Origin of the sequence: Bradyrhizobium sp. McL0615 (assembly GCF_049993905.1) — a bacterium.
Taxonomy (GTDB): Bacteria; Pseudomonadota; Alphaproteobacteria; order Rhizobiales; family Xanthobacteraceae; genus Bradyrhizobium.
This window is the reverse complement of record NZ_CP188254.1, coordinates 7,140,157-7,164,201: the sequence shown is the minus strand read 5'-3', so window position 1 is coordinate 7,164,201 and position 24,045 is coordinate 7,140,157. Positions and strand designations below refer to the sequence as shown.

Genomic DNA, 24,045 nt, shown 5'->3' with positions numbered 1-24,045 from the left:
AAGACGCGAACGAAAGTAATCTCGACATCCGAGAGGATGGCGTTGGCTTGGGTGCGGATATACAAAGGCCAATCGCTGGTTAAGGTAGTTATTTTCCCGCCGCAGCGGACGGTATTTGGATACAGGTGACGTATGGACCGGACTTGCACCGTGTTTCATTAACAGTGAATATCGTCATCGCTTGCCTGCATGACACAAAATGCTCTTATGGCCTTTTCGGCTCGAGCGGTTGGTGGCGCGTACCGCTGTCGCCAATTTATAGTAGGATTGCCGCCGCCACGCCCGATCTCAAACGGCGGGCAGCTTGGGTAAATGCGGGGATAGCAACCGCATGATTGTTCATGTTGTGCGTAAAGTCTGGAAGACGAAATGTATTCCTTAAGGTCTGATTTAAGTCTTACGGTTTGCAGTTTGCTCACGTGGTCTGCAAAGAACTGGCCGGAGCGTCGTGCGCTTGACAATTCAGATAGGTTTTTAACTTACGGCCAGCTAGATGAGCAATCGGATCAACTCTCACGTGTGCTAGCTAAGCATGGTGTGCGGAGAGGGGATTGCGTAGCTGTCGTAGCGGGCCGGTCGATTGAAACTGTTGTTGCGCTGGCAGCAATCCTCAAGGTTGGCGCAGCTTATCTGCCGCTTGATCCCGCCGTTCCTCACGACACCTTGCTGTTTACTCTGCGCGACGCGCAGCCCACCTTGGTGATCATCGGTCCCGAAGCAAAAGCACTCGACGATTTCGCTTGTATTGAGCTGGAAACGGCGCTTGCTTCCGCCGCCGCCGAACCGGCGCTTCCGGTTGGCGTCGTGGTCGCGCCATCCGACCCAGCGTACATCATGTTCACATCCGGTTCGACAGGCCAGCCCAAAGGCGTAATCGTGCCCCACCGCGCCATCGTTCGACTGGTGCGCGGTGCTGATTTCATGACGCTGTCGGCGGACACCGTGATGTTGCATGCCGCGCCGCTTGCCTTTGACGCCAGCACGCTGGAGATCTGGGGCCCGCTACTTAACGGCGGCCAGGTTGCTATTCTATCCGACGCCGTCCCCTCGATCGATTCCATCGCCGCGGCCATCCGTGACCAGGGCGTCAATACCGCTTGGTTCACCGCCGGGCTATTTCATCTGATGGTGGACCAGCGCCCGGACGCGCTGCTCCCGCTGACCCAGCTCTTGGCTGGCGGCGACGTGCTGTCGCCATCGCATGTGCGCAAGGCGCTGGCCCTTTTGCCACAGTGCCGCCTGATCAACGGCTACGGCCCGACCGAGAATACAACATTCACGTGCTGCTATACCATCCCGCATCAGGGTTGGGGCGGAGACGCCCTGCCGATCGGCGATGCGATCGCAGGAACAACCGTCTACATTTTGTCGGACGACTTCTCGCCGGTCACCGACGGCGAGGAGGGCCAACTATGCGCCGGCGGTGCTGGCGTCGCGCTCGGATATCTGAATCGTCCGGAACTCACAGCGGAAAAGTTCATTCCCGATCCGTTTTCGACGGAGCCGAATGCTAAACTCTACCTAACCGGAGACTATGCCAGGCGTCGTTCCGACGGTGCGATCGAATTTCTCGGCCGCCGCGACCGCCAGATCAAGATCAATGGCGTTAGGGTCGAACTGGACGGAATCGAGCAAGCATTGCGCGACGATGCTCGCGTGGCTGACGCCGCGGTAGCGCTCACTACCGGCAGTGGGTCCGTCAAAAAAATCATAGCGTTTCTCAAACCGCCGGCGTCGCTACCGCCGCAGGATCTTCAGCCGCAGGCATTGGCCGCCGCTGTGCTGGCCGATCTTAAGATGCGCCTCCCGCCGCAAATGGTACCCTTTTCAGCCATTGTCGTCGCCGATCTGCCGCTCAACGCCAACGGCAAGATCGACCGGGCCCGACTGCTTAGCGACCACGTAAACGCTACCGCAGGCATACAAGCTAGCGGACATGATTCCTTGGTTGCCGAGATTTGGAGTAGCATTCTTGGTGCTCCCATCAACGGACGCACCAACCTGTTCGACCTCGGCGCCACCTCGCTGCAAATGATTTCTGCGCACGAGCGTATCCAGGTTGCTACCGGCCGGCGCTTTCCGGTGACAGAGCTTTTCGCCCATCCGAGCGTCGCCGAGTTCGAAGCCTTTCTGGCCCGCGAGCAGAACAGTCAAGCCGCGGCCTCCGATCGCGTTAGCCGCCGTCGCGCCGCCAGGCCGGCGATAGCGCGCGGCAAAGCCCAGGTCATGCCCTCCGAAGAGTTTCCAGGTTTTGCCATCGTCGGCTTGTCGGGTCGCTTTCCGGGTGCCAAGACCGTCGATCAGTTCTGGGACAATCTTCTGCGCGGGCGAGCCTCCATCAAGCGCTTTTCGTTCGCCGAACTGGAGGACGTGTTCGACGAGGCGACGCGCGCCGACCCCGATTTTGTGCCGGCGCGCCCCATCATCGACGACGTCGAGCTGTTCGACGCCGACTATTTCAACATTCCGCCTCGGGAAGCGGCGCTGACCGATCCCCAGCAACGGCTGTTCCTGGAAATCTGTGTTGAAGCCCTGGAGGACGCGGGCCATGACCCTCAGCGCTATGAGGGGCTGATCGGCGTGTTCGCCGGCAGTTCGATGAACACCTACTTCCTGCGTAACGTTTGCCCCGACAGTGCGGCTATCGAACGCTTTACCTCGGACTTCCAGGTGAGCTCGTATTCAGAGCTGATCGGTACGCTGCACGATTTCTTGGCCACTCGGGTGGCCTATAAGCTCAATCTGCGCGGGCCGGCGGTAGCAATCCAGAGCGCCTGCTCGACCTCGCTGCTCGCGGTCGCGCAGGCCTGCCAAAGCTTGGCGACATTTCAGTGCGACATGGCCTTGGCCGGTGGGGTATCGATTACCTTCCCGCAGAAGCGTGGCTATCTCTATCAAGATGGCGGCATTGCATCGCGGGACGGCTCCTGCCGGCCATTCGACGCGCGCGCGGCCGGCACGGTGTTCGGCTCCGGCGCCGGCGTGGTGCTGATCAAGCGGTTGGCCGACGCGATCTCCGACGGCGATTCCATCTATGCGGTCATCAAGGGCTATGGCGTTAACAATGATGGCACGGGCAAGGTTGGCTTCACCGCGCCGAGCGTCAGGGGACAAGCTGAATGCATCAGCTCCGCCTTGACGATGGCAGATTTCTCCCCCGAGAGCATTGGCTATGTCGAGTGCCACGGCACCGCAACCCCGCTCGGCGATCCGATCGAGATCGAAGGGCTGACTCAGGGGTTCTCGGCATTGGCAAGCGGCGATCTTGCGGCCCGGCCAGAGCCTTGCCTGTTAGGCTCGGTGAAGGCCAATGTTGGCCACCTCGACGCCGCTGCCGGCGTTACCGGCTTGATCAAGACCGCGCTCATCCTTCATCGTGGCGTTATTCCCCCGCAGATCAATTTCGATGAGCCAAACCCGCGCCTCGACCTGAAGCGCGGCGGCTTCACGTTATCGGCTTCCGGCGGTGCCTGGACGCCGGGGACGGCGCCACGCCGCGCCGGGGTCAGCGCGTTCGGTGTCGGAGGCACCAACGTCCACCTCAGCTTGGAAGAGGCGCCGCCGCGACCGGCTTCCTCCAAGGATGTAGCAAGTCAGCCGCTCGTTATCAGGCTGTCGGCGCGTTCCCAATCAGCGCTGGCGGCGATGCCCACACGTCTCGCGGACGCACTGGAAAGCGCCAATGCGGCCGGAATGTCGCCGTCGCTGACCGCCGTCGCTCACACACTCCGCGACGGCCGCCGGGAATTGGAGCACCGCTCCGCAATAGCCGCGGCCAACGTCAGCGAAGCTATCACACAGCTTCGGAGACTGCGGGTCGACAGCCGTCCTGCGGCCACAGCACCGCGCGCGGCATTCATGTTTCCTGGCCAGGGCGCGCAATATCCGGGAATGGGGCGCGCGCTCTACGATTCCGACCCCTTGTTTCGCGCAGACGTCGATGGCGGCGCCGCCGTGATCGAGGCTCATCTCGGCCAAGACATTCGCCGGGTGCTGTTCGACGATCAGGGGACCGGCGAGGAGACTGCCCATCCCATCCGATCTACGACGCTGGCCCAGCCGGCACTATTCCTAATAGAATACGCGCTGGCGCAAAGGTTAGTTCGGTTCGGGGTTGAGCCGGTAGCTTTGATCGGCCACAGTCTGGGAGAGCTGGTAGCGGCGGCGCTGGCCAAGGTGATGTCCTTTGAGGACGCGCTGCGGTTGGTGGTGTATCGTGGCCGGATCATGAATGCCCAGCCGGCTGGCGCCATGCTCAGCGTGCGCATGCCGGCTGCCGAGCTTCGCAAGCTGCTGCCTGCCGGCGCCGAGATCGCCTCCGAAAACGCGCCACTCCTGTCCGTGGCGTCAGGTCCCTTCGACGCTCTTTCTGTGCTGGAGACCCGGCTGGCTGCGGCGGGGATTGGTCACCGGCGGCTGCACACCTCCCACGCTTTCCATTCGGCGATGATGGAGCCTGTGGTCGAGGAACTCGAACATGTCGCCGCATCGTTGCGCTTAAGCCCGCCGCAATGCCGGCTGATCTCGACCGTAACGGGCCGCTGGATGACCGACGCCGAGGCGACGTCGCCCTCGTATTGGGCGCGGCAGTGCCGCGAGATGGTATCGTTTCGCGAGGCGGTCAGTGCCTTGATGCACGAGGTCGGGGACAATAGCGTACTGATCGAGGTTGGCCCGGGCCGCACTCTGTCGACGTTCGCGGAGGCGAGCGAGGCCCGCGACAAGGTGCGCGAGGTCATTCCGACCGCTCCCGACTTCGCCGACCGCAGCGAGGAGGCTAGCGTTTTCGCTGAAGCGCTCGGCGCGTTGTGGCGCCACGGCTTCGCGATAAAGGACCACGCGCTTCCCGGCACATTGCGCGCGCATCTGCCGGTCTATCCCTTCCAACGCACCCGATGCTGGATCGAGCGGCCGACGATTGGGCCTGCTGTCATTGCACAACAGATGATTGAGCCGGCAGCAATTGCACAACAATCGTTCAACGAGCAAAGCGTCACACAGACGACGCATCTGAAGGAGTCGGCCGTGTCCGAAGCCATACTGGCGTCATTGAAAACAATTCTGTCGGAGATTTCCGGGAAGAGCCTGACAGAGGATAACCATACCACCTCGTTCCTATCGCTGGGCTTCGATTCTTTGCTGCTGGGCCAGGTCGCTCAGCGGGTGAACAAGACTTTCGGCGTCAAGATTACCTTCCGCCAGCTGATGCGTGACCTCAATACTCTTGAGGCACTTGCCACTATGGTTGAGGGATCCGCACCAACCTCCAAGCTGCCTGCGGCCCCAGTAACTAAGCTGCCAGCGGCGCCGGTAATCGTTCCAGTCGGCCCGACTCCGCCTGCAACGCCGGCTGCCGTTGTCGCGCCGGCCAACGAGCCAGTGCTGCAGGCTCTTATGCGCGAACAGCTGCAGACGATGGAGCGGCTATTCGTTGCTCAGATCTCCGCTGTCGGCGGTGTGAGTTCTGCCGCGCCCGCTGCGGTGTCCCCCGCCGCTGCGGTGTCGCCCGCGGTGCCCGCCGCGGTCTCATCCGAGCCGGCGGTCGAAATCCTGATGCCCGATACCGGCGCGAATGCGCCCTCGCGGTTCCGCGTCTACAAGCCGGCCGGGGACGGTGGGGATACGACGATGGAGCCCCGTTCCCGCCGCTATCTCGACGCGTTGATCTCTCGCTACAACTCCAAGACCCCAACCTCGAAGGCGCGCGCCCAAGCGTCGCGCCGCACGCTCGCCGACCCACGTACCGCCAGCGGGTTCAATTCGGCCTGGAAAGAGATTGTCTATCCGCTTGTATGCACGCGCTCCAAAGGCGCTTTGATCTGGGACGTCGACGGCAACGAATATGTCGATCTGGTAAATGGTTATGGCCAGACCATGTTCGGACATGCGCCGGATTTCGTGCTCGACGCGCTTCGGGCGCAGCTCGACGAAGGCTTCGCAATCGGCCCGCAAACCGCGCTGGCCGGGGAAGTCGCCGCCCGCGTCAGCGCCCTAACTGGCAATGAGCGGGTGGCGTTTTGCAATACCGGCTCGGAGGCCGTGATGGCGGCGATGCGCGTTGCACGCGCCGTCACTGGCCGCGAAAAAGTTGTGATGTTCGAAGGCGCCTATCATGGCCAATTCGACGAGGTGCTGATTAAGGCACGCCGTGCTGGAAAGCCGGTTGGTGCGCTGCCAATCGCGCCCGGTATCCCCGGCGAAAATGTTGGCCAGATGATCGTGCTGCCCTATGGCCATCCGCAAAGCCTCGACATTGTGCGCCGCTTGGCCGATGACATCGCCGCCGTGATCGTCGAGCCGGTGCAGAGCCGCCATCCCGAACTGCAGCCGCGTGAGTTCCTGGCCGAGTTGCGCGACATCACCGTTAAAAGCGGCTCGGCGCTGGTGTTCGACGAGGTGGTGACGGGGTTCCGGGTTCACCCGGGCGGTATGCAGCATGTATTCGGTATTCGCGCGGACCTCGCCACCTATGGAAAGGTGCTGGGCGGCGGTATGCCGATTGGCGTGATTGCCGGCTGCGCCCGGTTCATGGACGCGCTTGACGGCGGCTTTTGGCAGTATGGCGACAATAGTGAGCCTGAAGTGGCGCCGACTTTCTTTGCCGGCACCTTCGTAAGGCATCCTCTGGTGCTGGCAGCGGCGCGCGCAGTGCTCGATCATGTCGAGACCAACCGAGATGCGATCTATGCTCCGCTGGCTGCGCGCAACGAGGAACTGGTGGCGCGAATCAATGCTGGCTTCACCCGCCGCGGCTCGCCGACGCAGGCCCAGCATTTTGCCAGCTGGTTTTATCTCGACGTGTCGCACCACGGCCCGCTGGCCAGTCTGCTCTATCCCGAGCTTCGGCTGGCTGGCATTCACGTGCATGAAGGCTTCCCGTGCTTCCTGACTACAGCGCACACGACAGCGCATTGTCAGGCGATCGGCGATGCTTTTGAGCGCGCCCTCGACGCGATGGACGAGGCCGGAATCATCACCGGCGGGCCAGGCATGGCGGCGATATCGCAGACTCCCTTGGATGGCGTAACCACCGTGCCGCTTACCGAGCCGCAGATGGAGATTTTCCTTGCCGCCCAGATGGGCGATGCTGCCTCGATGGCCTTCAATGAGTCGCTGACTGTGCGTTTCGAGGGCCCGTTCGATCGGAACGCGATGGTGAACGCCGTCAAGGCAGTGGTTCAACGCCACGATGCGTTGCGCGGCCGCATTGGCAAAGAGGGCGATACCCTCGAAATCCTTTCCGATCTTCCTATCGACATTCCCCTGCTCGACTTCAGCGGTTCTGACGCGGACGCCCGCCTCGCAGCGTTGATGGCCGAGGACGCCCGTTCGCCCTTCGACATGTTTGGCCCGCTCGTGCGCGCCAGCATCGTCAGGCTCGCGCCCGAAACTCACGTCCTGCTTTTCACCGCCCACCACATCGTATGTGACGGCTGGTCGATAAACATCGTGCTGCAAGACCTTTCCACCTTTTACAACGCGGCGCGGACCGGGCGAGTTGCTGACATGGCACCGGCAGCGAGCTTCGCCAACTATGCCCAGAATCAGAATCGCCAGCCAGACCCGGGCGTAGTAGCGTTCTGGAAGGGGCTGTACCCCGAGATACCCGAGCCAACCGAGCTGCCGCTCGATAGGCCACGGCCGGTACTCAAGAGCTTTGCCGGCGCATCACTGCGCGAGAGCCTCGGCGAGGCGCTGTGCGAGGAGGTGCGGGGATTAGCGCGTCGTCAAGGTGTTAGCCTCTTCAACGTGCTGTTTGCGGCTGTGCAGGTGATGTTCGCCCGTCTCAGCCGCAATGACAACGTGGTGCTCACCGTTCCAATGGGCGGACAAGCGCTGCTCGATGACCAGAATTTGGTCGGCCACTGCGTCAACTTCCTGCCTGTACCGGCGCGCGTCTCGTTCGCCAAGCCGTTCGCCGATCACGTCACGGCGGTGGAGGCGCGGCTCAACGAGGTGCTCGACCATCAGGACTACACGCTGGGGTCGCTGGTGCGCGACCTCGCCGTGCCGCGTTCGCTCGACCGCACGCCGCTGTCCGACATCCAGTTCAACCTGGAGCGGGTAGGCTCGGGGCTGGCGTTTGAGGGCCTTGCTAGCGAGGTGCGCACCAATCCTAAGGCGTTCGTCAATTTTGATTTGTTCCTTAACCTGATCGAGAGCGAGCGCGACATCGCAGTCGAAGTTGATTTCGCCACTGACCTGTTCGACAAAGCTACGATCTCGCGGTGGATCGGTCATCTGCGCGCGGTGCTGACGGCGGCGGCGCAGGATTCAACCATCACCGTAGCCGAGCTACCGCTGTTCGATCGTGCGGTATCGCGGGAGCTGATCGAGGCAGCGACCGGCATCGCGCGACGGCACGAATCCATGCTGCCTGAACTGTTCGAACGCTGGTGCGACGCTACCCCGGACGCAGTGGCAATAGAATTTGCCGGTGAAGCTTTGAGCTATCGAGAGACCGAGGAACGGTCTAATCGCCTGGCTGCTTGCATCATCGAGCTCGCGCTACCTTCCAACGCCCGAATCGCGGTGGCGGTCCAGCGCTCCATCGACCTTCCGGTGGTTCTGCTCGCCGTCGCCAAGGCGGGTCACGCCTTTGTGCCGCTCGACCCGGCGCTGCCGGCAGAGCGCGTGCGCCAGATCGTGGAGGCGGGCGCAATTGCAGCGTTCATCACCTCGGGCGCACTGATGGCGACCGAAACCGGACTGCCGGCGCTCGATTTGAGCCGCGACGCTTCGCGGATCGCCGCCGCGCGGTCCGCACGCTTCCCGCGCTCGGCTGCACACACCGATCCGACCGCATACGTCATTTTCACCTCGGGCTCGACCGGGGCGCCAAAGGGCGTCGAGGTCGGCCACACCGCTCTTGCCAATTTCCTCGGCGCGATGGCGGAGCATCCAGGTTTCACGAAAAACGATAGCATCGTCGCTGTGACGACCGTGTCGTTCGATATCGCCCTTCTGGAACTGTTGCTGCCGCTATGCTGCGGCGGACGCACGGTGATCGCTTCCAGCGAAGCCTTGGCCGACCCGCCCGCACTGGTGAAGCTGATCAACTCGACTGGCGCGACGGTCCTACAAGCCACGCCGACGCTGTGGCGGGTGCTGCTTGAGGCCGGATTTCAGCCGGCGCCAGAATTCAAAGCTCTATGCGGTGGCGAGCCGCTGCCGCGTGATCTGGCCAGCCAACTGATCGCTTCCGGCATGGAGTTGTGGAACATGTATGGCCCGACCGAGACCACGATCTGGTCCTCTTGCGGCCGCGTCACGGACGTGAACCGTCCCATCACCATCGGCGCGCCGATCGCCAACACGGAACTGTACGTCCTGGATGATTCCGAGGCACTGGCGCCGATCGGCGTGCCCGGGGAGCTTTATATCGGAGGCCAGGGTCTGGCGAAGGGCTATATCGGCCAGCCAGACCTCACCAAGCGCGCGTTTAAGGTAGTGAGCGTGGAGGGGGGCGGCGTGCCGAGGCGGCTTTACCGTACGGGTGACATCGCTGTGCGCAACGCCGGCGGGGCTATCCAGCTGCTTGGCCGCCGCGACCAGCAAGTCAAGGTGCGAGGTTTCCGCATCGAGCTTGAAGAGATCGAGGCCGTGCTGCGAAGCCATCCTGGCGTCCGTGACGCTGCCGTGGCGGTGGAGCGCGCCGGCACCCCGGACGCCGGACTGACTGCAGCCGTCGTCGGCGCTACCGTGGCGCCCGAAGCTCTGCGCCAAGTTCTCTCCGCCCGGCTGCCGGCTTATATGGTTCCGGGGCGCTATATCGCTCTAGCAGAACTGCCGCGGACCGCGAACGGCAAGCTTGATCGCAAGGCCTTGACGGGTGCGATTGCTGCGCCACTTCGTCCGCAGCCCGCTCCCGTTGCGGGGCTCCCAACGGTCCAAGACGACGCCACGCTCGCCAAGATTATCGCGCTTGTCGAGGGCGTGCTTGGCGTACAAGGCGTCCAGCCGAGTGACCGCATTTTCTCGCTCGGTGCCACCAGCTTGCACGTCTTCCGTATGAGAGCGCGCTTCAATGAGGCGGGTCTGCCGCTCAAGCCTCAGCATTTGATGACCAATCCAAGCATCGAGGAACTAGCGCTCCGCGCCGCGAGCCTCGCTGGTAGCCAGCCCAAGAACGAAGGGCCGGCTCTGGCGAGCTTCAGGCGAAAGGTGCCGGAACGGAGAAGCACATGAAGACGCCTCTTCAAACCGACGCCGCTGAAACGAAGCTCGAACCAGACTTCATCGCGCCCTGCACGGCGATCCAGGAGCGCTTTCTGGATCTCCAAGCGCGTGATCCCGACAGTTCTATCGGCAACGTCTCAATGCGCTGGCGCCTGGTTGGCGCAGTGCGGGACAAATCGGTCGAGGCGGCGCTGACGCTGCTATCCGACCGCCATGAGAGCCTCCGGACTCGGTTCGAGCGCGGGGCAAATGGCTCTCGCCAGATTGTCGAGCGGTGTCAGACCAAGTTGTCCTTGATCGACGTGTCCCAGTTGCCAGGGAAATTATATAAGACGGAAGTTGATCGCATCGCGCGGCTCGAAGCGCAAACCGCATTCAATTTAGCCAGCGCTCCGCTCTGGCGGGCCGCGTTGCTGCGGCATTCACCACGAGAAGCCATTCTGCTGGTGACCTTTCATGCCACCATTGCGGATGGCTGGTCGGTCGGCGTCTTCGCCCGCGAGTTCACCGCTACGCTCGATTCTCTGGAGCGCGGGAGCGCTCCAGAGCTACCGGAGCTCGAACTGCAATACGGCGATTACGCGCGTTGGCAAGAAGCGCTGCTGGCCAGCGACGCGGTCAACGATGAGCGCCGCTTTTGGCGCCAGCGAATGGCATACGTAGTGCCACTGGACGTGGCGGCGACCCGCAAACCGCCAGTGCGGGGCCAGCGCGACGGAGACATCCGCAGCGTGATGCTGCCCCAGCAGCTGATAGACCGGTTGAATCTCATCGGCCGCCAGCGGGGCTATACCATGTTCGCGCTAGGCGCCACTTGCCTTGCTACCGCACTCAGCAGGGCCTGGGGCGCGAAAGAGCTAATAATTGGCACCCAAGTCGGCGGCCGCGACGATCCGCTGATGCTTGGAGTGATCGGGCCTACGACAAATACGGTTATACTGCGGTTGGACGCTACCTTGGCGCCCGACTTTTGGGGGTTTGCGAGCCATGTCCGTACTGTGACGGCGGACGCTCTGGCAAACAAGGCTCTGCCATTTGATGAGATCGTCGCCGATACCAAGCTTTCTTCCCAGCCCGATCTACCATTCGGATACGAGGTAAATTTCACGCTTCAGAGTGCCAATATCGACACCGACCAGGTTGGATCCATCCGAAGCGGTCAGGTTGAACTGGTCTCTATCCCATCCGTCAGCCCGGGATGCCTTTTTGATCTAAACTTCTTCATGGTAGGTCGGGAAGAGGGCTGGCGCATTTCTTGCGAGTTTAATACCGATCGCCACGAAGCTGTCGGCGTGGACGCCCTGATGGAAGCATGGCGTCAAGAGTTGGAAAGCCTTGTCGATCCCCTGGCGTCTCACACCAACATGCCGGAAGCTCGAAGCGAGGCCGCTCTGGCTGAGCTCGTGGCAACGCCACGACCGCTCCTACGCCAGCCTTCTCGCAAATACTTTCAGCCAGTCGAGCTCTACAGCGAGGGCAGGTCGCCGCCTGTTTTCGCTATAAGCCAGCACTCGCTCTATTACCCAATCGCGCGGCGAGTAGCTGACGACCGCCCATTCATTGACCTGCAATGGCCAGCCGACGCGCTCTTGCCACCGCTCATTCCGGACGCGATAGAGGACATCGCTGCCGATGCTGCCCGCCTCATCCGCGCCTTCGATCCCGTCGGCCCTTATTATTTGATCAGCTTCTGCGTGTTGGGCAACGTCGCGCTGGAAACCGCGCGACAATTGCAAGCTGCCGGCTCGAAAGCGCCAACGCTGTTCCTGCTGGACACTCTCGCGGCAGGTTATGTTGAGGGTATGAGCCGGATGGACCGGTGGCGGCGCTACCTGCAGAACACGGATCTCTCGGAGCTTCTGCTGCAAACTCTGCACCTGAAGGCGCCAGTCATAGATACCGAAAGGGACCGCTCCGATCAGATCATGAATTATCTCATCGAAGCACGAAAGCAATATCGGCCCAAGCCCTATCCAGGCGACGTGGTGTTTTTCCGTTCCTGCGACGCCAAGGTTGGCCGGCTCTACTCGCGAAGTTTTGGCTGGAGCCAGATCGTCGAGGGCGACCTTCGCGTCTACGATGTTCCGGGTCAGCATTTGAGCATATTACATGAGGAATCAGCGCCTATCATCGCCGAGCACATGTTGTGGACGATGGACAAGGCCGAGCAGCGTTGGCGGGTTCCCCCCGCCAAGCCCTAGGCGTTGTTAGATTGGGCACTAAAAAAGAGTTTAGCGGCCTACTGGCATTGCTGCTGGATGGAGGGGAGCGGTGCAGCGGACCGGCGTGATTGTTATCGCGGCGATTGTGGTTGGATTGCTGACAGGCGCCGGTGTGTTACTGACCCCTTATCTGTTTCCACGCAAGCCCGATCGGGCCGCCGGACCTCTGAAGGTTTTGGTCCATGAGTTGTCCTTACCAAGCCCCGGTAGCGCTGAAGCCCCGCCTATCGCTGTGAGGATTTGGGCTCCGCATGCTGCGGAAATCGCCCGTCGTTATCCGCTGATCCTGTATGTGCCGGGCTGGGGCGGCAGCCGCGGCGAGAGCGATGTGCTCCTGTCGGACATCGCCAGTGCAGGCTTTGTGGTGGCGGCCGCAGACGACATAAGCCGTGACAAGCCCGATCCGGCGGCCGATCCCGCTGACGAGTCAGTGCGCACTGGTGAGTTCAAAGGGTTCTCTCCTGAGGATGTTGCAGCCTTTCCGGAGGTGAGCGAACGAAGGACACGGCTCGGCTACAACAAGCTGGCCAAGCTGGTCGATGCGCTAACGCAACTGCCAACCAATGCTATTCCATCCAGGATCGATTTCTCGCGGATCGGAGTGGTCGGTTTTTCGTTCGGCGGCGCAGTCGCGGCGGTGACCCTTGCCCGCAATCCGCGGGTGACTGCGGCGGTAAATCTCGACGGGTGGGTTGCCCATACCGCTGCCGCGGCTGGGGTGTCGCGTCCGTTGCTCGCCCTTTACGCTAAGATCGACTTGTACCCATCGCCGGCCCGGGTAGCGACCTATTATGTGACCCAATTGGCACGCGAAGATTTTCGTGCGCTGCTGGCTTTGTCGCGATCGTCAGCTGCCGAGGTTCGTCTGATCGACGGGGTTGAGCATGGCGATTTCACCGACGCGCGATATGCAAGTCGCTGGAAGCGATGGCGGCCGTGGCGTCCTATGCCCATCCGGTCAGATCGCATGCGCACCATCCTCCAGGCTTATCTGGTGCCCTTCCTGCTCCGGACTGTCAGTGGCCAGCCGCCGACCGCGCCTGGATTTCCTGTCTTTCCTGAGGTCACGTCCATCGAAACAATAGAACCCGACTTGCGATGACCATCGGGCCTCATCAAGTGATGGGTCAGCGCCTCGCTAGCCGGCATCGAAGCCGTTGCAACCGGACTGGGCGCGAATGTTCATCCCGGGGGGCCGGCGGTATCTTGGCAACAACCATGAAAATTAACGCATTCCACCAGATGCCCGAGCACGGCCTTCCGCCCGGCACACAGGGGACAACGATACCATCGCCGCGCCAATCGCTTGAGCTATTGCCTTCTATCTAGCACGAATACTAAAATGCTTGGGTAGTGCTCTACCGAAGTTAATATTAGCCTGAAGACGTTTTATCACGGAGTTACGAGGATTTGAATCAATGAAAACGCTCGATCAACCCGGTAAAGCCGGCTCGGCGAATTGGCAGACGGTTGGCCCATTTGAACAAGCCAAGGCGAAAATGCACCGACAACCATTCCGAGTGACGCACGAACTCGTTGGCAATCCGCTCTTCTCACTGCCGGCCCTTATGGAGGTCGCGAAACAAGCGGCCAGGCGGCCTGGCGATCTCTATGCCGATACTGGCGACGTGAAAGTAGCCGACAAGTGGGGCGAAATCCCGCTCGTCGATCGACCAATTGACGAAGTCCTTAATCGCATTCAATCCGCTGGCGCTTGGATCATCATGAAGCACGTCGAAATCGATCCGGCGTATGCGGCCGTGTTGAATGAATTTGCCGAATTCGTTCGGTCATTGGCGCCCGCTGACCCACGTTTTTCGATCAGCAAACCCGAAATGCTGATCCTAATCACTTCACCTAAGCGTTTAACCTCGTTTCATTTCGACGCCGAGGTCAATTTCCTAGTCCAGGTCCAAGGGTCCAAGCGAGTTTGGGTCTGCAACCCGGACGATCGGTTCGTAACTACCGAGAGCGAAATCGAAAGATACTATATGGGGAACCAGAGCGCTGGTACTTACAAGCCCGGAGTTGAGGATCGGGCTTCGACATTCGAACTCAATCCCGGTGATGCAGTTTTCATTCCCTCGCACGGCGCTCACTGGGTCCAGAATGCCGACAACGTCTCCGTGTCGCTTAGTCTCAATTTTGAGCTTCCCCCATCCACATACAAATATCCATCGATTACGAATTACGCTTTACGACGGCTGGGGTTTCAGCCAAGGCCGCTGGGCAAGTCGTTGGCTGCAGACCGACTGAAAGCAGTAACCGGTGTTGTGGCCCTGCGGAGTCTAACCGCCGTGCGGTGGATGAAAAATAGAGGGCAAACGTCATCCTCTGGGCGCTCCATGGGCAAGCAATAACTCCTCTCGCTGCAGCAGCCAGAGATGGGAAAATTTACAATTGGTGTTTGCCTTTTTATAACTTCTCAGGCGTGCGCGCGAACCCAATCGCCTTTACTTGTCGGGCGACCATTTTCGCTGAGCTCCCGGCGACGCCTGCGGAGGGCATCAATGCAGGTTGTTTGGACATCGCTATCAATTTCAAGGCCGAAATTGTTCGGCATGGACCTTCCTCCCGTGACGCTCCTGAAGGTTGGAGCGACCATAGCACACGCCTGATTTCCCATGAGTGAGTATTCCGCCTCAGCTTCGCCATGGCTGACCACAACTGTTGTTAGCATCAACTTGCTGCGTTGCGGCACGTCAGTGCCAAGGACCGTACCCTCGATTGAGGACTTTCAATAGACCTAAAATAATGCTATTTAAATAGATATTTAGGACACGTGGAGGGCTCCGAGCGGAGGAGTGGCAACTAGCCAATCCGACGTGACGCCGTCCGGAAAGACATTTTATTATCTGCGCGGCAATTTCAGTCTGCCAGCCAGACCTTGTGTGACCGGCGATATTGTTTGTAAGGGGAGGAAGTTTGGCATGTCCATTGCGACAAATGACAACCTCGGTTCTGATTTCGATCGTGGGAAAAGTGGCTCCGGCGTCATCGAGGTCGAACGCAAATCCGACTGGGATGCTCTCAATCGCTCACCTTTCACATTTCGGCACCATCTAGAGCATCATCCATTATTTGCAATTCCACGACTGGTGAACATTGCAGAATCCGCTGTCGAGAAAAGAGGGCCGCGCAATGTGTATGTGCCGGACGACCCAGAGCTGAAAAATTTACCATGGAAGCAAAGGCTCCCTGAAGCAGTCCGTCGTATTGAGGGCGGTTCTCTTTGGTTGAAAATATCGCAGTTGCAGGAGCTGCACTCTGACTACCGAGACTTGTTGCAGGATATTTTGGCCCAAATGGAGGACTTTTCAGGATTGCCGCTGCGACGAACGGTGACCTGGGCAGGGCTGACAGTATTTATTGCATCGCCTAACGTTGTCACTCCATATCATTTTGATCACGATACAAATTTTCTTTTCCAAATACGAGGGGAGAAAGATGTTTATCTTTTCGACCGATCCGTAGTTCTCGAACAAGAAATTGAACACTTCTACGCTGGGGACTTGATGGCCGGAAAATTCCGTGAGGGGATGATCGACAAGAGTGGAGTCTTTCATCTCGCTCCAGGCACTGCAGTTCACCATCCGCCTTTGGCGCCGCACTTGATCAAGAATGCAGATAATGTCTCCATTAGCCTTAGCATGTTTTATGCTGATCGCTTTTTGGACGAGCGCGCCAGAACCTATCAAGCGAATTATTGCATGCGGCGTCTTGGGCTCCGGCCGCGTCCACCGGGGCAGGACCCTTTTCGCGATCGATTGAAAAGCGCTGCAATTAATATTTTCTCCAAGTCACACCCCAAGACACAAGATGATATTCTGTATTCGGGCATCAGGAGAGTTCTTTCGCCTCGGCGTGGTGCCAATCGGATCGTGAAACGTGCATTACATGGCGCAGGATAAGCGGTAACCTGACTCGCCGGAGTTTTTGCTCCAAGACATGCGCTACTCTAAGTGCAGCGCGAGCGTCAATCTCTTCTCATGATTGGTGAAAGCATTTAGCAGAACGTGTCGTGGTAGATTTGGGCGGGCAACGCCGCTGGTCCTGAGAACTCAAGATCGTTTGGTAAGCTACAGCGTAGGCCAGGCAATGGCGACGGTTTGGACATGTAGCATTTTGCGCTCGTTGCTGCTTCGATCACGCCGGCTGTTTCGCCCTCCGGAGGACGCCAACTGGCGACATACTGCCTTCGTGCCGCTCATTACGGTCCCTGGAAATGGCAACATCCTTGATTGAATAAGGTCATCTGGAAATTGAGTTCAAACCGCTGTTTCAGAATCTTTGCACCTTCGATTACGGAGCGGTTTCGGTTCAGATATGTTGCCAAAGTTGCAGCACTTATGCGTAGCATCTGGTTAACCACGGCATTCCGGCGATAGTCCGCCAGGTTCGGGACTAACCGCGGCCGGGACGACGTCAACCTGCGGCCGAAGGATTGGCGGCGCCGCCCCTACTCAACTTTCGATCGTCCACAGATCGAACGGTGAAAAGAGCTCAGCACACGCTACTGCCGCCCGCGCGCAGAACGCAGAAGGTAATAGGCAAACCGGCAGTAACCATAATGAACTGGCCGTTGCGTTTTTGCGGCATCGATTTTGTGCTTGGAGGCAGCAAATGCTATTGTTTCCTCTCAAAGATCAAGGACAAGGAAGCTCGAGACTAAATGGCTACGATCCTCTCACGCAAAACCTTTGGTAAGCTGCCTGTCATTCGCCGTTTGAAAAAGTCGATCCTGCTGCGCTCGTTTCGGGGCAAAGAAATCGGTGTTTTCCGGGGGAGATTTTCGACCTATGAAGATGCGCAGAGATCGCTGCCTCCTTCAGCGCTTTCGGGCTATGACGACGAACAGCTTGTCGCAGGTAATTTGGAGTCGTTCTCGCTTATCCATGCTTTCGATTGGCCGGTGATTGCGCTCTGCCAAAGGCTCATTCGCGAAGCGAAACTTCACACGATGACTGACTTCGGCGGCCATGTCGGCGTGAAGTATTATGCGTTCGAGAAAATGCTAGGCCTTAAAAGCGGCTTCGCATGGCAGGTTGTCGATGTGCCCGCCATGATTCGTGAAGGCCGGGCGAGAATAGCGCCTGGCAATGTGGTACTGAAGTTTTTTGAAACCTTAGAGGAAACAGGGCCGGCCGAGGGATTATTGCTTTCAGGAGTCTTGCAGTACGCTCATTTGTCGATTGAGGAAATCTTCGCTAAGTTGCCGAAGAAGCCTTACATTGTTTTTTTGAACAAGGTCCCGGTCTCAGATAGATGCGGATACTTCACCATAGAAAAGTACGTTAAGCCTTTGCCTTACCGGATCTATGGTGCAGGGGAGCTTGATACGATACGCGAGCGATTAGGATACCAGCGGGTGGCGCAGTGGCCAATACCGTACCGGAACATTATAACGCTTTCTTCGAGCGGCATGGATCTGGTGAACATGATCGGCGAGGCTTGGTGTTTGGACGAGTTGTCCTAGACGGGAAATAAGCTCTTGCTGATCACAGATCGTTCAAAGCCCACTATTTCGCTCCAGAACTTTTCCTTCGGCAAACCTTCTATCTGCAAACCTTCGATCGATGTGGTCGGGCAGCGCCTGCCTACCTTTTGACTTAAGGGTAGCGCGGGTCTTTTGCGTCGAGACGCACCACGCCGGTCAGTTTGAGATAGGCATTCGGGCAGCACTAGTGGACATAAACGCAGCGCCGGCGCAAAAGAATTTGTCAATGGCTCGGTGGACGACCGCCGCGCACCTCGCGCCTTCGCTGCATCATTTCCCTGCGCAGCTGGCCACGATTTTGCTCCGGCGGGACCACAGGATGGCCAGGATCGGTCTCGGAGCCTGCGATGGCAGCGGCGAGGCTACTCAAGGTTGGAAACTGGAAAACACGGACAAGGGAAATCTTCAGTCCCAGCTCCGCTCGGATCTTCTCGACGACCCGGACCATCATCAAGGAATTGGCACCCAGATCGAAGAAGTTGTCGTCAATCCCTATCTCGTTCATTCCCAGCAATTCCCGGAAGATGGCAGCAAGCTTGCGCTCCACCTCCGTGGCAGGCGGAACGAAGGGCGTGGCGGTTTCCTGGCGCGCCCCGTCCGGCGACGGCAGCGCCTGGCGATCAAGCTTGCCATTCGGGGTCAGCGGCAGCGCCTCCAGCGGCACGAATGCCGAAGGAATCATGTACTCCGGCAGAGTGCTGCGCAAATGTTGGCGCAGGGCAGGGGCAAGATTGGCAACCGATACCGCCCGGAACGCGGGGCGATTTGAGTAGCTGGACCAGTCGGCCGAGGCGACTGCAGGCGCTGGCGCTCTTTCCATCGCCGCCAATTCGGTCGGAGTCAGAACTGCCTCTGCCGCTGTTCGCGGCCGGAAGACAGCATCGAAATATCCCGCTCCCGCGGCCGACCACTCGATGGCCACCTCATAGTCGGCGTGGATGGAGCGCACGTCTTCGGGATCGATCCCTACTGGACCCACGGCTATCTCACCGAGCCGGTCGGCGGGAGAGCGGGCGTGCAGGGCTTGTAACGCCGCCAGCGGCGCGGACACGCGAGCATTGGGGATTCCGGTAATGCGCATCGAAGTTGCCTCGGACCGCACCATCGTCTTCAGGGCCTCGAGCGTGCATGGTTCAGGGGCTTGCTTGGTGTTTGTGACCGTCGGCAATCGCGGCGTCCCACCGCGCTTGCGGATCACCACGTCGTAGCGGAAACGGGTCATTTCGCTCGGCTGGCGGCCGAGCTTGAGTTCGACCTGCACATCCTCGACTTCGGGAAGCCGCTGCCGGAGCGACAGGAACAGGTTGGGGTCCAGTACCAGTTCGGACTCTGCATCGAGCCGCTTCTTCAACCGGGCCTGGAGCTCACCCGCGGGAGTGTCGGACGTGGCCTTCTGCAATTCAATCTCGCAGAGCATCGCCTCCAGCAGCGCCCGGCTGCGGACGTCACCCACAAAGATCGCGCCGCCCGGGGCCAGCCGTTCGAAGGCCGCCGCGAGCACGTCGATGAGATACTCCACGCCAGGGAAATACTGGACGACCGAGTTGATGATAATCGTGTCGAAAGGCCCGCCCTCAAGGGCGGCTAGCGTGTCGGCGGCCCTTTGCTCCAGAGCCACGCCGGAAAGACCGCGGCGATCGGCCTCAGACTTCACCCGCGCCAGCGCAGCCGCAGACAGATCGATGCCGTGATAGAGCTCGCAGCCTGGCGCGATGCGGAGGAGAACCATACCGGTTCCGAAGCCCACCTCCAGCACGCGGCGGGGGCGCAGTTGCTGAATCCGTTCGGCCGTGCACTCGATCCATTCGCGCATTTGGGCTTCGGGAATAGGATCGCCGGTATAGCTGCTCCTCCAGCCTGCGGTCTCCGAGGCTCCGTCATGCCGGTAGGTCTCGTCCCAGATCGCCTCCCAATGCGCCGTTGTCGGAGCGCTGCCCTCGGTGGGCGCGACGATGTAAGCGATGAGCCGCTGTGCGCCGGCCGCATCCGGTCCGGCCACGACCGCGCTCTGTCGTACCGAGGGATGCCGATTCAGTGCAGCCTCGATCTCACCAGGCTCAATCCGGTGCCCCCGGATCTTCACCTGATGGTCGAGGCGTCCCAAATACGCAAGCGTGCCATCGGGCAGCCACTGCCCGAGATCGCCGGTCCGGTAGAGGCGGGATTGAGGCCCGCCAAAGGGATCGGGGACAAAGCGCTCCAGGGTCAGCTCAGGTCGCTCCAGGTAGCCTCGGGCCACGCCGGCGCCCCCAATCAAGATTTCACCGGGTACGCCTACCGGCACCGGCCGCAGAGATCGATCGACGACATAGATCGTGGTGTTTGCAACCGGCTTCCCGATCGTGATCGGATCATCGGCCCCCCCCACCGGACTGGTGGTTGACCATATGCATGTCTCCGTGGGGCCGTACATGTTGTGGATTTCGCCCCGGTAACTTGTCCGCAATCGCTCGACCAGCGTGCGCGGCAGTGGTTCGCCGCCAACAAGCAGCTTGCGTAGCGAGCCCAACGCGTCGAGCGAGGCCTCGTCCGCAACCAGCATGCTTGCTAGGGACGGGGTGGCCTGAAGGTGGGTCACGCCGTGGCTACGAATCTGCGAGGGAATATCCAGAACCGCCTCGTTCGAGATCGGGGTGACGGACGGATTGGACATGCGACGCAATTCGTCCAGATAGGGAAGGCTGGCCAGCACGTCATCGGCCGCGACGCCGAAGTCGATCAGGCAGGCGATCTCATCGACGCCGAACTGCTTCAGCTTTTCGATCGTGGCCATGCAGGAGGTGGGCGATCCAAACAGGCCCGCAGTCTTGAAGTAGCGATCGAATGCATGCTCCATGATGACGTCGAGCTCTTCGGGCTCCAGGTCGGCCAGGCTCATGTTCGGCGCCGCCTGTTCTTTTCTGTCGTCGCCCTTGGCGAAGGCGGTCAACTCCCACCGCATCTTGGAAATAAGATCGGTCGAGGTCTTCAAGTATTCCAGGAACGGGCCTCGCACTTTATGGCGCACAGCGTCCATGTCCGGGCCGACGAAGGTGTGCAGCATGAGGGTCACTATGCCCGCCCCATCGTGGCCGGCGTCGGTCCAGGCCTTGCGGTAGATGGCAACGTTTTCAACGAGTTGCTCGGGCTTCATCACCAAAAGATTTGTCAGCACGTTGGCGCCGAGCCGTCCGGCAAGCGCGAATGTCTCCGGCGCAGAGCTTGCGGTCACCCACATCTTGGGTTCACGTTGCACTGGAGGTGGAAAAGTTTTCACTTCAACCAGCTGGCCGTCACCGCCAACCGCCTTGACCGCCTCGCCGCGCCAGAGCGCCTTCACGGTTTCGATGCCGCTGGCCATCAGCTCACGGCGGTTCTTGTAATTTTCCGGCTGCAGCACGAAATCGCGGGCGTGCCATCCGGACGCGAAGCTCAACCCCACCCGGCCGTTGGACAGGTTGTCGACGACGGACCATTCCTCCGCCACACGGATCGGATTGTGCAGCGGCAGCACCACGCTCCCGGCCCGGATGCCGATGCGCTTTGTAACCGCCGCAACCGCCGCACCGGTCAGGGCCGCGTTCGGGTACAGGCCGCCAAAAGGATGGAAATGACGTTCCGGCGTCCACACGGCGGAGAAACCGTGCTCGTCGGCATACTTCGCTCCTTCGAGCAGCAGGCGGTACTTGCCGCCGGCCGACTCAGCAGCATCGGCGGCGAAGTAGAAGAGACTGAAATCGATAGGTCTCGCGTCGAGTCCCGTCCGCGTCGCCGCGCGCGCCACCCGCTCGGGCTCATGCTGGATGACCACGGTGAAGCCGCGTGCCAGCGTCCAGAACAACTCCAGTACCGAAATGTCAAAGGAGATGCTGGTGGTGGCGAGCCACACGCCGGGCTCCGTCCCCAACACCTGGTCCATGGCGGTGAAGAAGTTGGCGACGTTGCGGTGCTCGAGCATCACTCCTTTCGGACGGCCGGTGGAGCCCGACGTAAAGATGACATAGGCGAGATTTTCGCCAGTCATGGCCACGCGCGGTCGAGACGCTTCTCTGGCATCGGCGGCCGCGTCTACGCAAAGCGCATGGCTGTGCGGCGGGAGTAAGCCGACCAGGTTCGTCGTCGTCACCACAACGCGGGCTCGCGAGTCCTCAAGCATGAGCGCGATCCGCTCACCGGGATACGACGGATCCATCGGCACGTAGGCGGCGCCAGCCTTGAGGATGCCAAGCAGACCGACCATCATTTCGATCGACCGCTCGACGTAGATGCCGATCATCTGATCGGGCTGCGCGCCTTGGGCGATCAGTGCCTTGGCAAGGTGGTTGGCGCGCCGATCCAGTTCTCGGTAGGTGAGCGAGCGGGCGCCGTCGACAAGCGCCACCGCATCGGGTGTGCGATCGGCCTGCGCTTCGAAGGCTTCATGCACACAGTGTGGTCCCGGCAGCGGTTTGGCGGTATCGTTCCATGTCTGCAGCGACGATCGAGCATCCTGCGATGGCAGCCGTGGCAAGTCGCCGAGCCTGGTCTCGGGCTGGTCGGCAATCGCGACAAGAATTCGCTGCATCAGGTCGGCGATACGCTCGACGGCGGCCGGCGCAAAACAGCTCGGGTCGTAGGACAGCTTGAAGGTCAGTTGGGGGCCGTCATAGGCCATCACGTTGAGCGGAAAATTGGTCTGGTCGTGGAGCGCGAAATCACGACGCTGCCATTCCTCACCGAACGATTTCAGGCGTGCGTCGTCGGTTTGAGAATTGAAGACGATGATGGATTCAAAGAGTGGTTGCCCGCGAGGCACATCGCTGGTTCGAAGGATATCGACGAGTGGGGTGTGTTCAAAGCGGCGTAGCTCGATCTGCTGCTCGCGCACGTGGCGACAAAGTTCGAGCACCGGCTGCTCGGCGGATAGCTTGACCCTCACTGGCACCGTGTTGATGAACAGCCCGAAAACACGATCGGCGCCTTCGATCGACGACCGACGGCAGGCCCTGGTCAGTCCATAGACGACATCATCTTGGGCCGAGAATGCTGAAAGAACGAGCGCCCAGGCGGCTTCGACAAAGACAGACGTCCGCAGCGATGCCCGGTCGCGGAGATTATGAAGCTTTCCTGTGTGGGCCGGCGAGAGTGCGAATTCCAGAGTGGCGTGACCTGCCGCGGGTCGCGTGGGCGATGTCGCAAGGCGCAGCGTCTCGAGATTGGTAGGCGTCCGGAAGCCCGACAGCGCGTTTCGCCAGTAAGTTTCAGCTGCGCTGGCGTTGGTCGTCAGATGCCTTTGCAGCCAGGCGATATGCTCACGGTAGGCGGGGCGTGCTTCGAACCGCGGCGGCTCACCGCGGCTTAAGGCTGCGTAGACGTCGAACACCTCCTTCACCACGGAAGCGTAGCAGGAATCGAGGATCGCGTGCGAATAGGTGAACACGATATGGCGTCGATTGGCGCCAAGATGCAGCACTGTCACGCGCCACAGCGGTGCAATGTCGAGAGCGAAGGCGCGCGATCGATCTTCAGCAAGGAAACGGCCCAGCGTTTCTGCCTGCGCCTGCGGCGTCATCCCGGACAGGTCGCGCGTCTCGAACGGGACCACGATCTCTTGCAAGACCTCCTGGACCGGAGTTTGCGATCCCTCCCAACGGAACCGGGTGCGCAGAATCGGGTTTTGTTTCGCCACCCTGGCCCAGGCATCTGCGAGGCGGGTCGTGTCGATCGGCTCATCCAGCCGCATCTCGAGCTGTTCGACGTCCACGCCTTGAGTTCGAGCCTCGAGGTGATGGAACAGCATGCCTTGCTGCAACGGCGAAAGAAGGTAACTGTCCTGGACCATGGTACTCCCGAAGGTCACCGCGAGCGATCGCTCGGATCGGTAAGCCCAACCGATCTTGACCTGTCGGCTACGGTTATAATAATTGGCAAAATCATACTATAAATTGAGCCCAGCATAGCTAATATATCTGGACGCAATTCAGGAAGTGAGGCTTCGTTTGCGCTAGGCTAGAAGCTTCGGCCACGAATTGTTGCCTGCCGATTAACCTTACTACCGGTGTCGTCTATCAAGTCTTTATTGTCTCATCTCATCAATGAAGGGTAAAAATGGCGATTGCGCGCTGGGTGTCTAGTGGCCGCCAAGTCAAGCTTTCCACCGTCGATCGACCCGGCAACGTGGCTTGGGTG

General features: G+C 60.3%; 7 protein-coding genes. 6 read left to right on the top strand and 1 reads right to left on the bottom strand.

From position 1 onward, the window contains the following. Positions 1-369 precede the first annotated feature (369 nt). The 6 genes from ACPPVP_RS34460 to ACPPVP_RS34435 all read left to right on the top strand — a co-directional run bounded on the left by ACPPVP_RS34460 (position 370) and on the right by ACPPVP_RS34435 (position 17,877). Positions 370-10,188, top strand: a complete 9,819-nt coding sequence (locus ACPPVP_RS34460; RefSeq protein WP_426528012.1) for an amino acid adenylation domain-containing protein — start codon at positions 370-372, stop codon at positions 10,186-10,188. Next, complete coding sequence (locus tag ACPPVP_RS34455) at positions 10,185-12,380, top strand: condensation domain-containing protein (protein WP_426528011.1); 2,196 nt, start codon at positions 10,185-10,187, stop codon at positions 12,378-12,380. The genes ACPPVP_RS34460 and ACPPVP_RS34455 overlap by 4 nt, the downstream gene beginning before the upstream one ends. Positions 12,381-12,450: 70 nt before the next feature. After that, on the top strand, positions 12,451-13,503 hold the full coding sequence (locus tag ACPPVP_RS34450; RefSeq protein ID WP_426528010.1) for a dienelactone hydrolase family protein: 1,053 nt from the start codon (positions 12,451-12,453) through the stop codon (positions 13,501-13,503). Between the two features lie 316 nt (positions 13,504-13,819). Further along, complete coding sequence (locus ACPPVP_RS34445) at positions 13,820-14,761, top strand: cupin-like domain-containing protein (protein ID WP_426528009.1); 942 nt, start codon at positions 13,820-13,822, stop codon at positions 14,759-14,761. Positions 14,762-15,331: 570 nt separating this feature from the next. After that, on the top strand, positions 15,332-16,312 hold the full coding sequence (locus tag ACPPVP_RS34440) for a hypothetical protein (protein WP_426528008.1): 981 nt from the start codon (positions 15,332-15,334) through the stop codon (positions 16,310-16,312). 761 nt (positions 16,313-17,073) lie between these two features. Next, on the top strand, positions 17,074-17,877 hold the full coding sequence (locus ACPPVP_RS34435; protein WP_426528007.1) for a methyltransferase, TIGR04325 family: 804 nt from the start codon (positions 17,074-17,076) through the stop codon (positions 17,875-17,877). Positions 17,878-18,121: 244 nt separating this feature from the next. Here ACPPVP_RS34435 and ACPPVP_RS34430 read toward each other — a convergent pair whose 3' ends face one another. Next, entirely contained in the window at positions 18,122-23,698 is a 5,577-nt protein-coding gene (locus ACPPVP_RS34430; protein WP_426528006.1) for a MupA/Atu3671 family FMN-dependent luciferase-like monooxygenase, read from the bottom strand. Between the last annotated feature and the right edge of the window lie 347 nt (positions 23,699-24,045).

Bases quoted from the DNA above. Each gene is read 5' to 3' on its own strand.
- ACPPVP_RS34455 (WP_426528011.1), top strand. From the start codon at position 10,185: ATGAAGACGCCTCTTCAAACCGACGCCGCTGAAACGAAGCTCGAACCA.
- ACPPVP_RS34435 (WP_426528007.1), top strand. From the start codon at position 17,074: ATGGCTACGATCCTCTCACGCAAAACCTTTGGTAAGCTGCCTGTCATT.
- ACPPVP_RS34460 (WP_426528012.1), top strand. From the start codon at position 370: ATGTATTCCTTAAGGTCTGATTTAAGTCTTACGGTTTGCAGTTTGCTC.
- ACPPVP_RS34440 (WP_426528008.1), top strand. From the start codon at position 15,332: ATGTCCATTGCGACAAATGACAACCTCGGTTCTGATTTCGATCGTGGG.
- ACPPVP_RS34430 (WP_426528006.1), bottom strand. From the start codon at position 23,698: ATGGTCCAGGACAGTTACCTTCTTTCGCCGTTGCAGCAAGGCATGCTG.
- ACPPVP_RS34445 (WP_426528009.1), top strand. From the start codon at position 13,820: ATGAAAACGCTCGATCAACCCGGTAAAGCCGGCTCGGCGAATTGGCAG.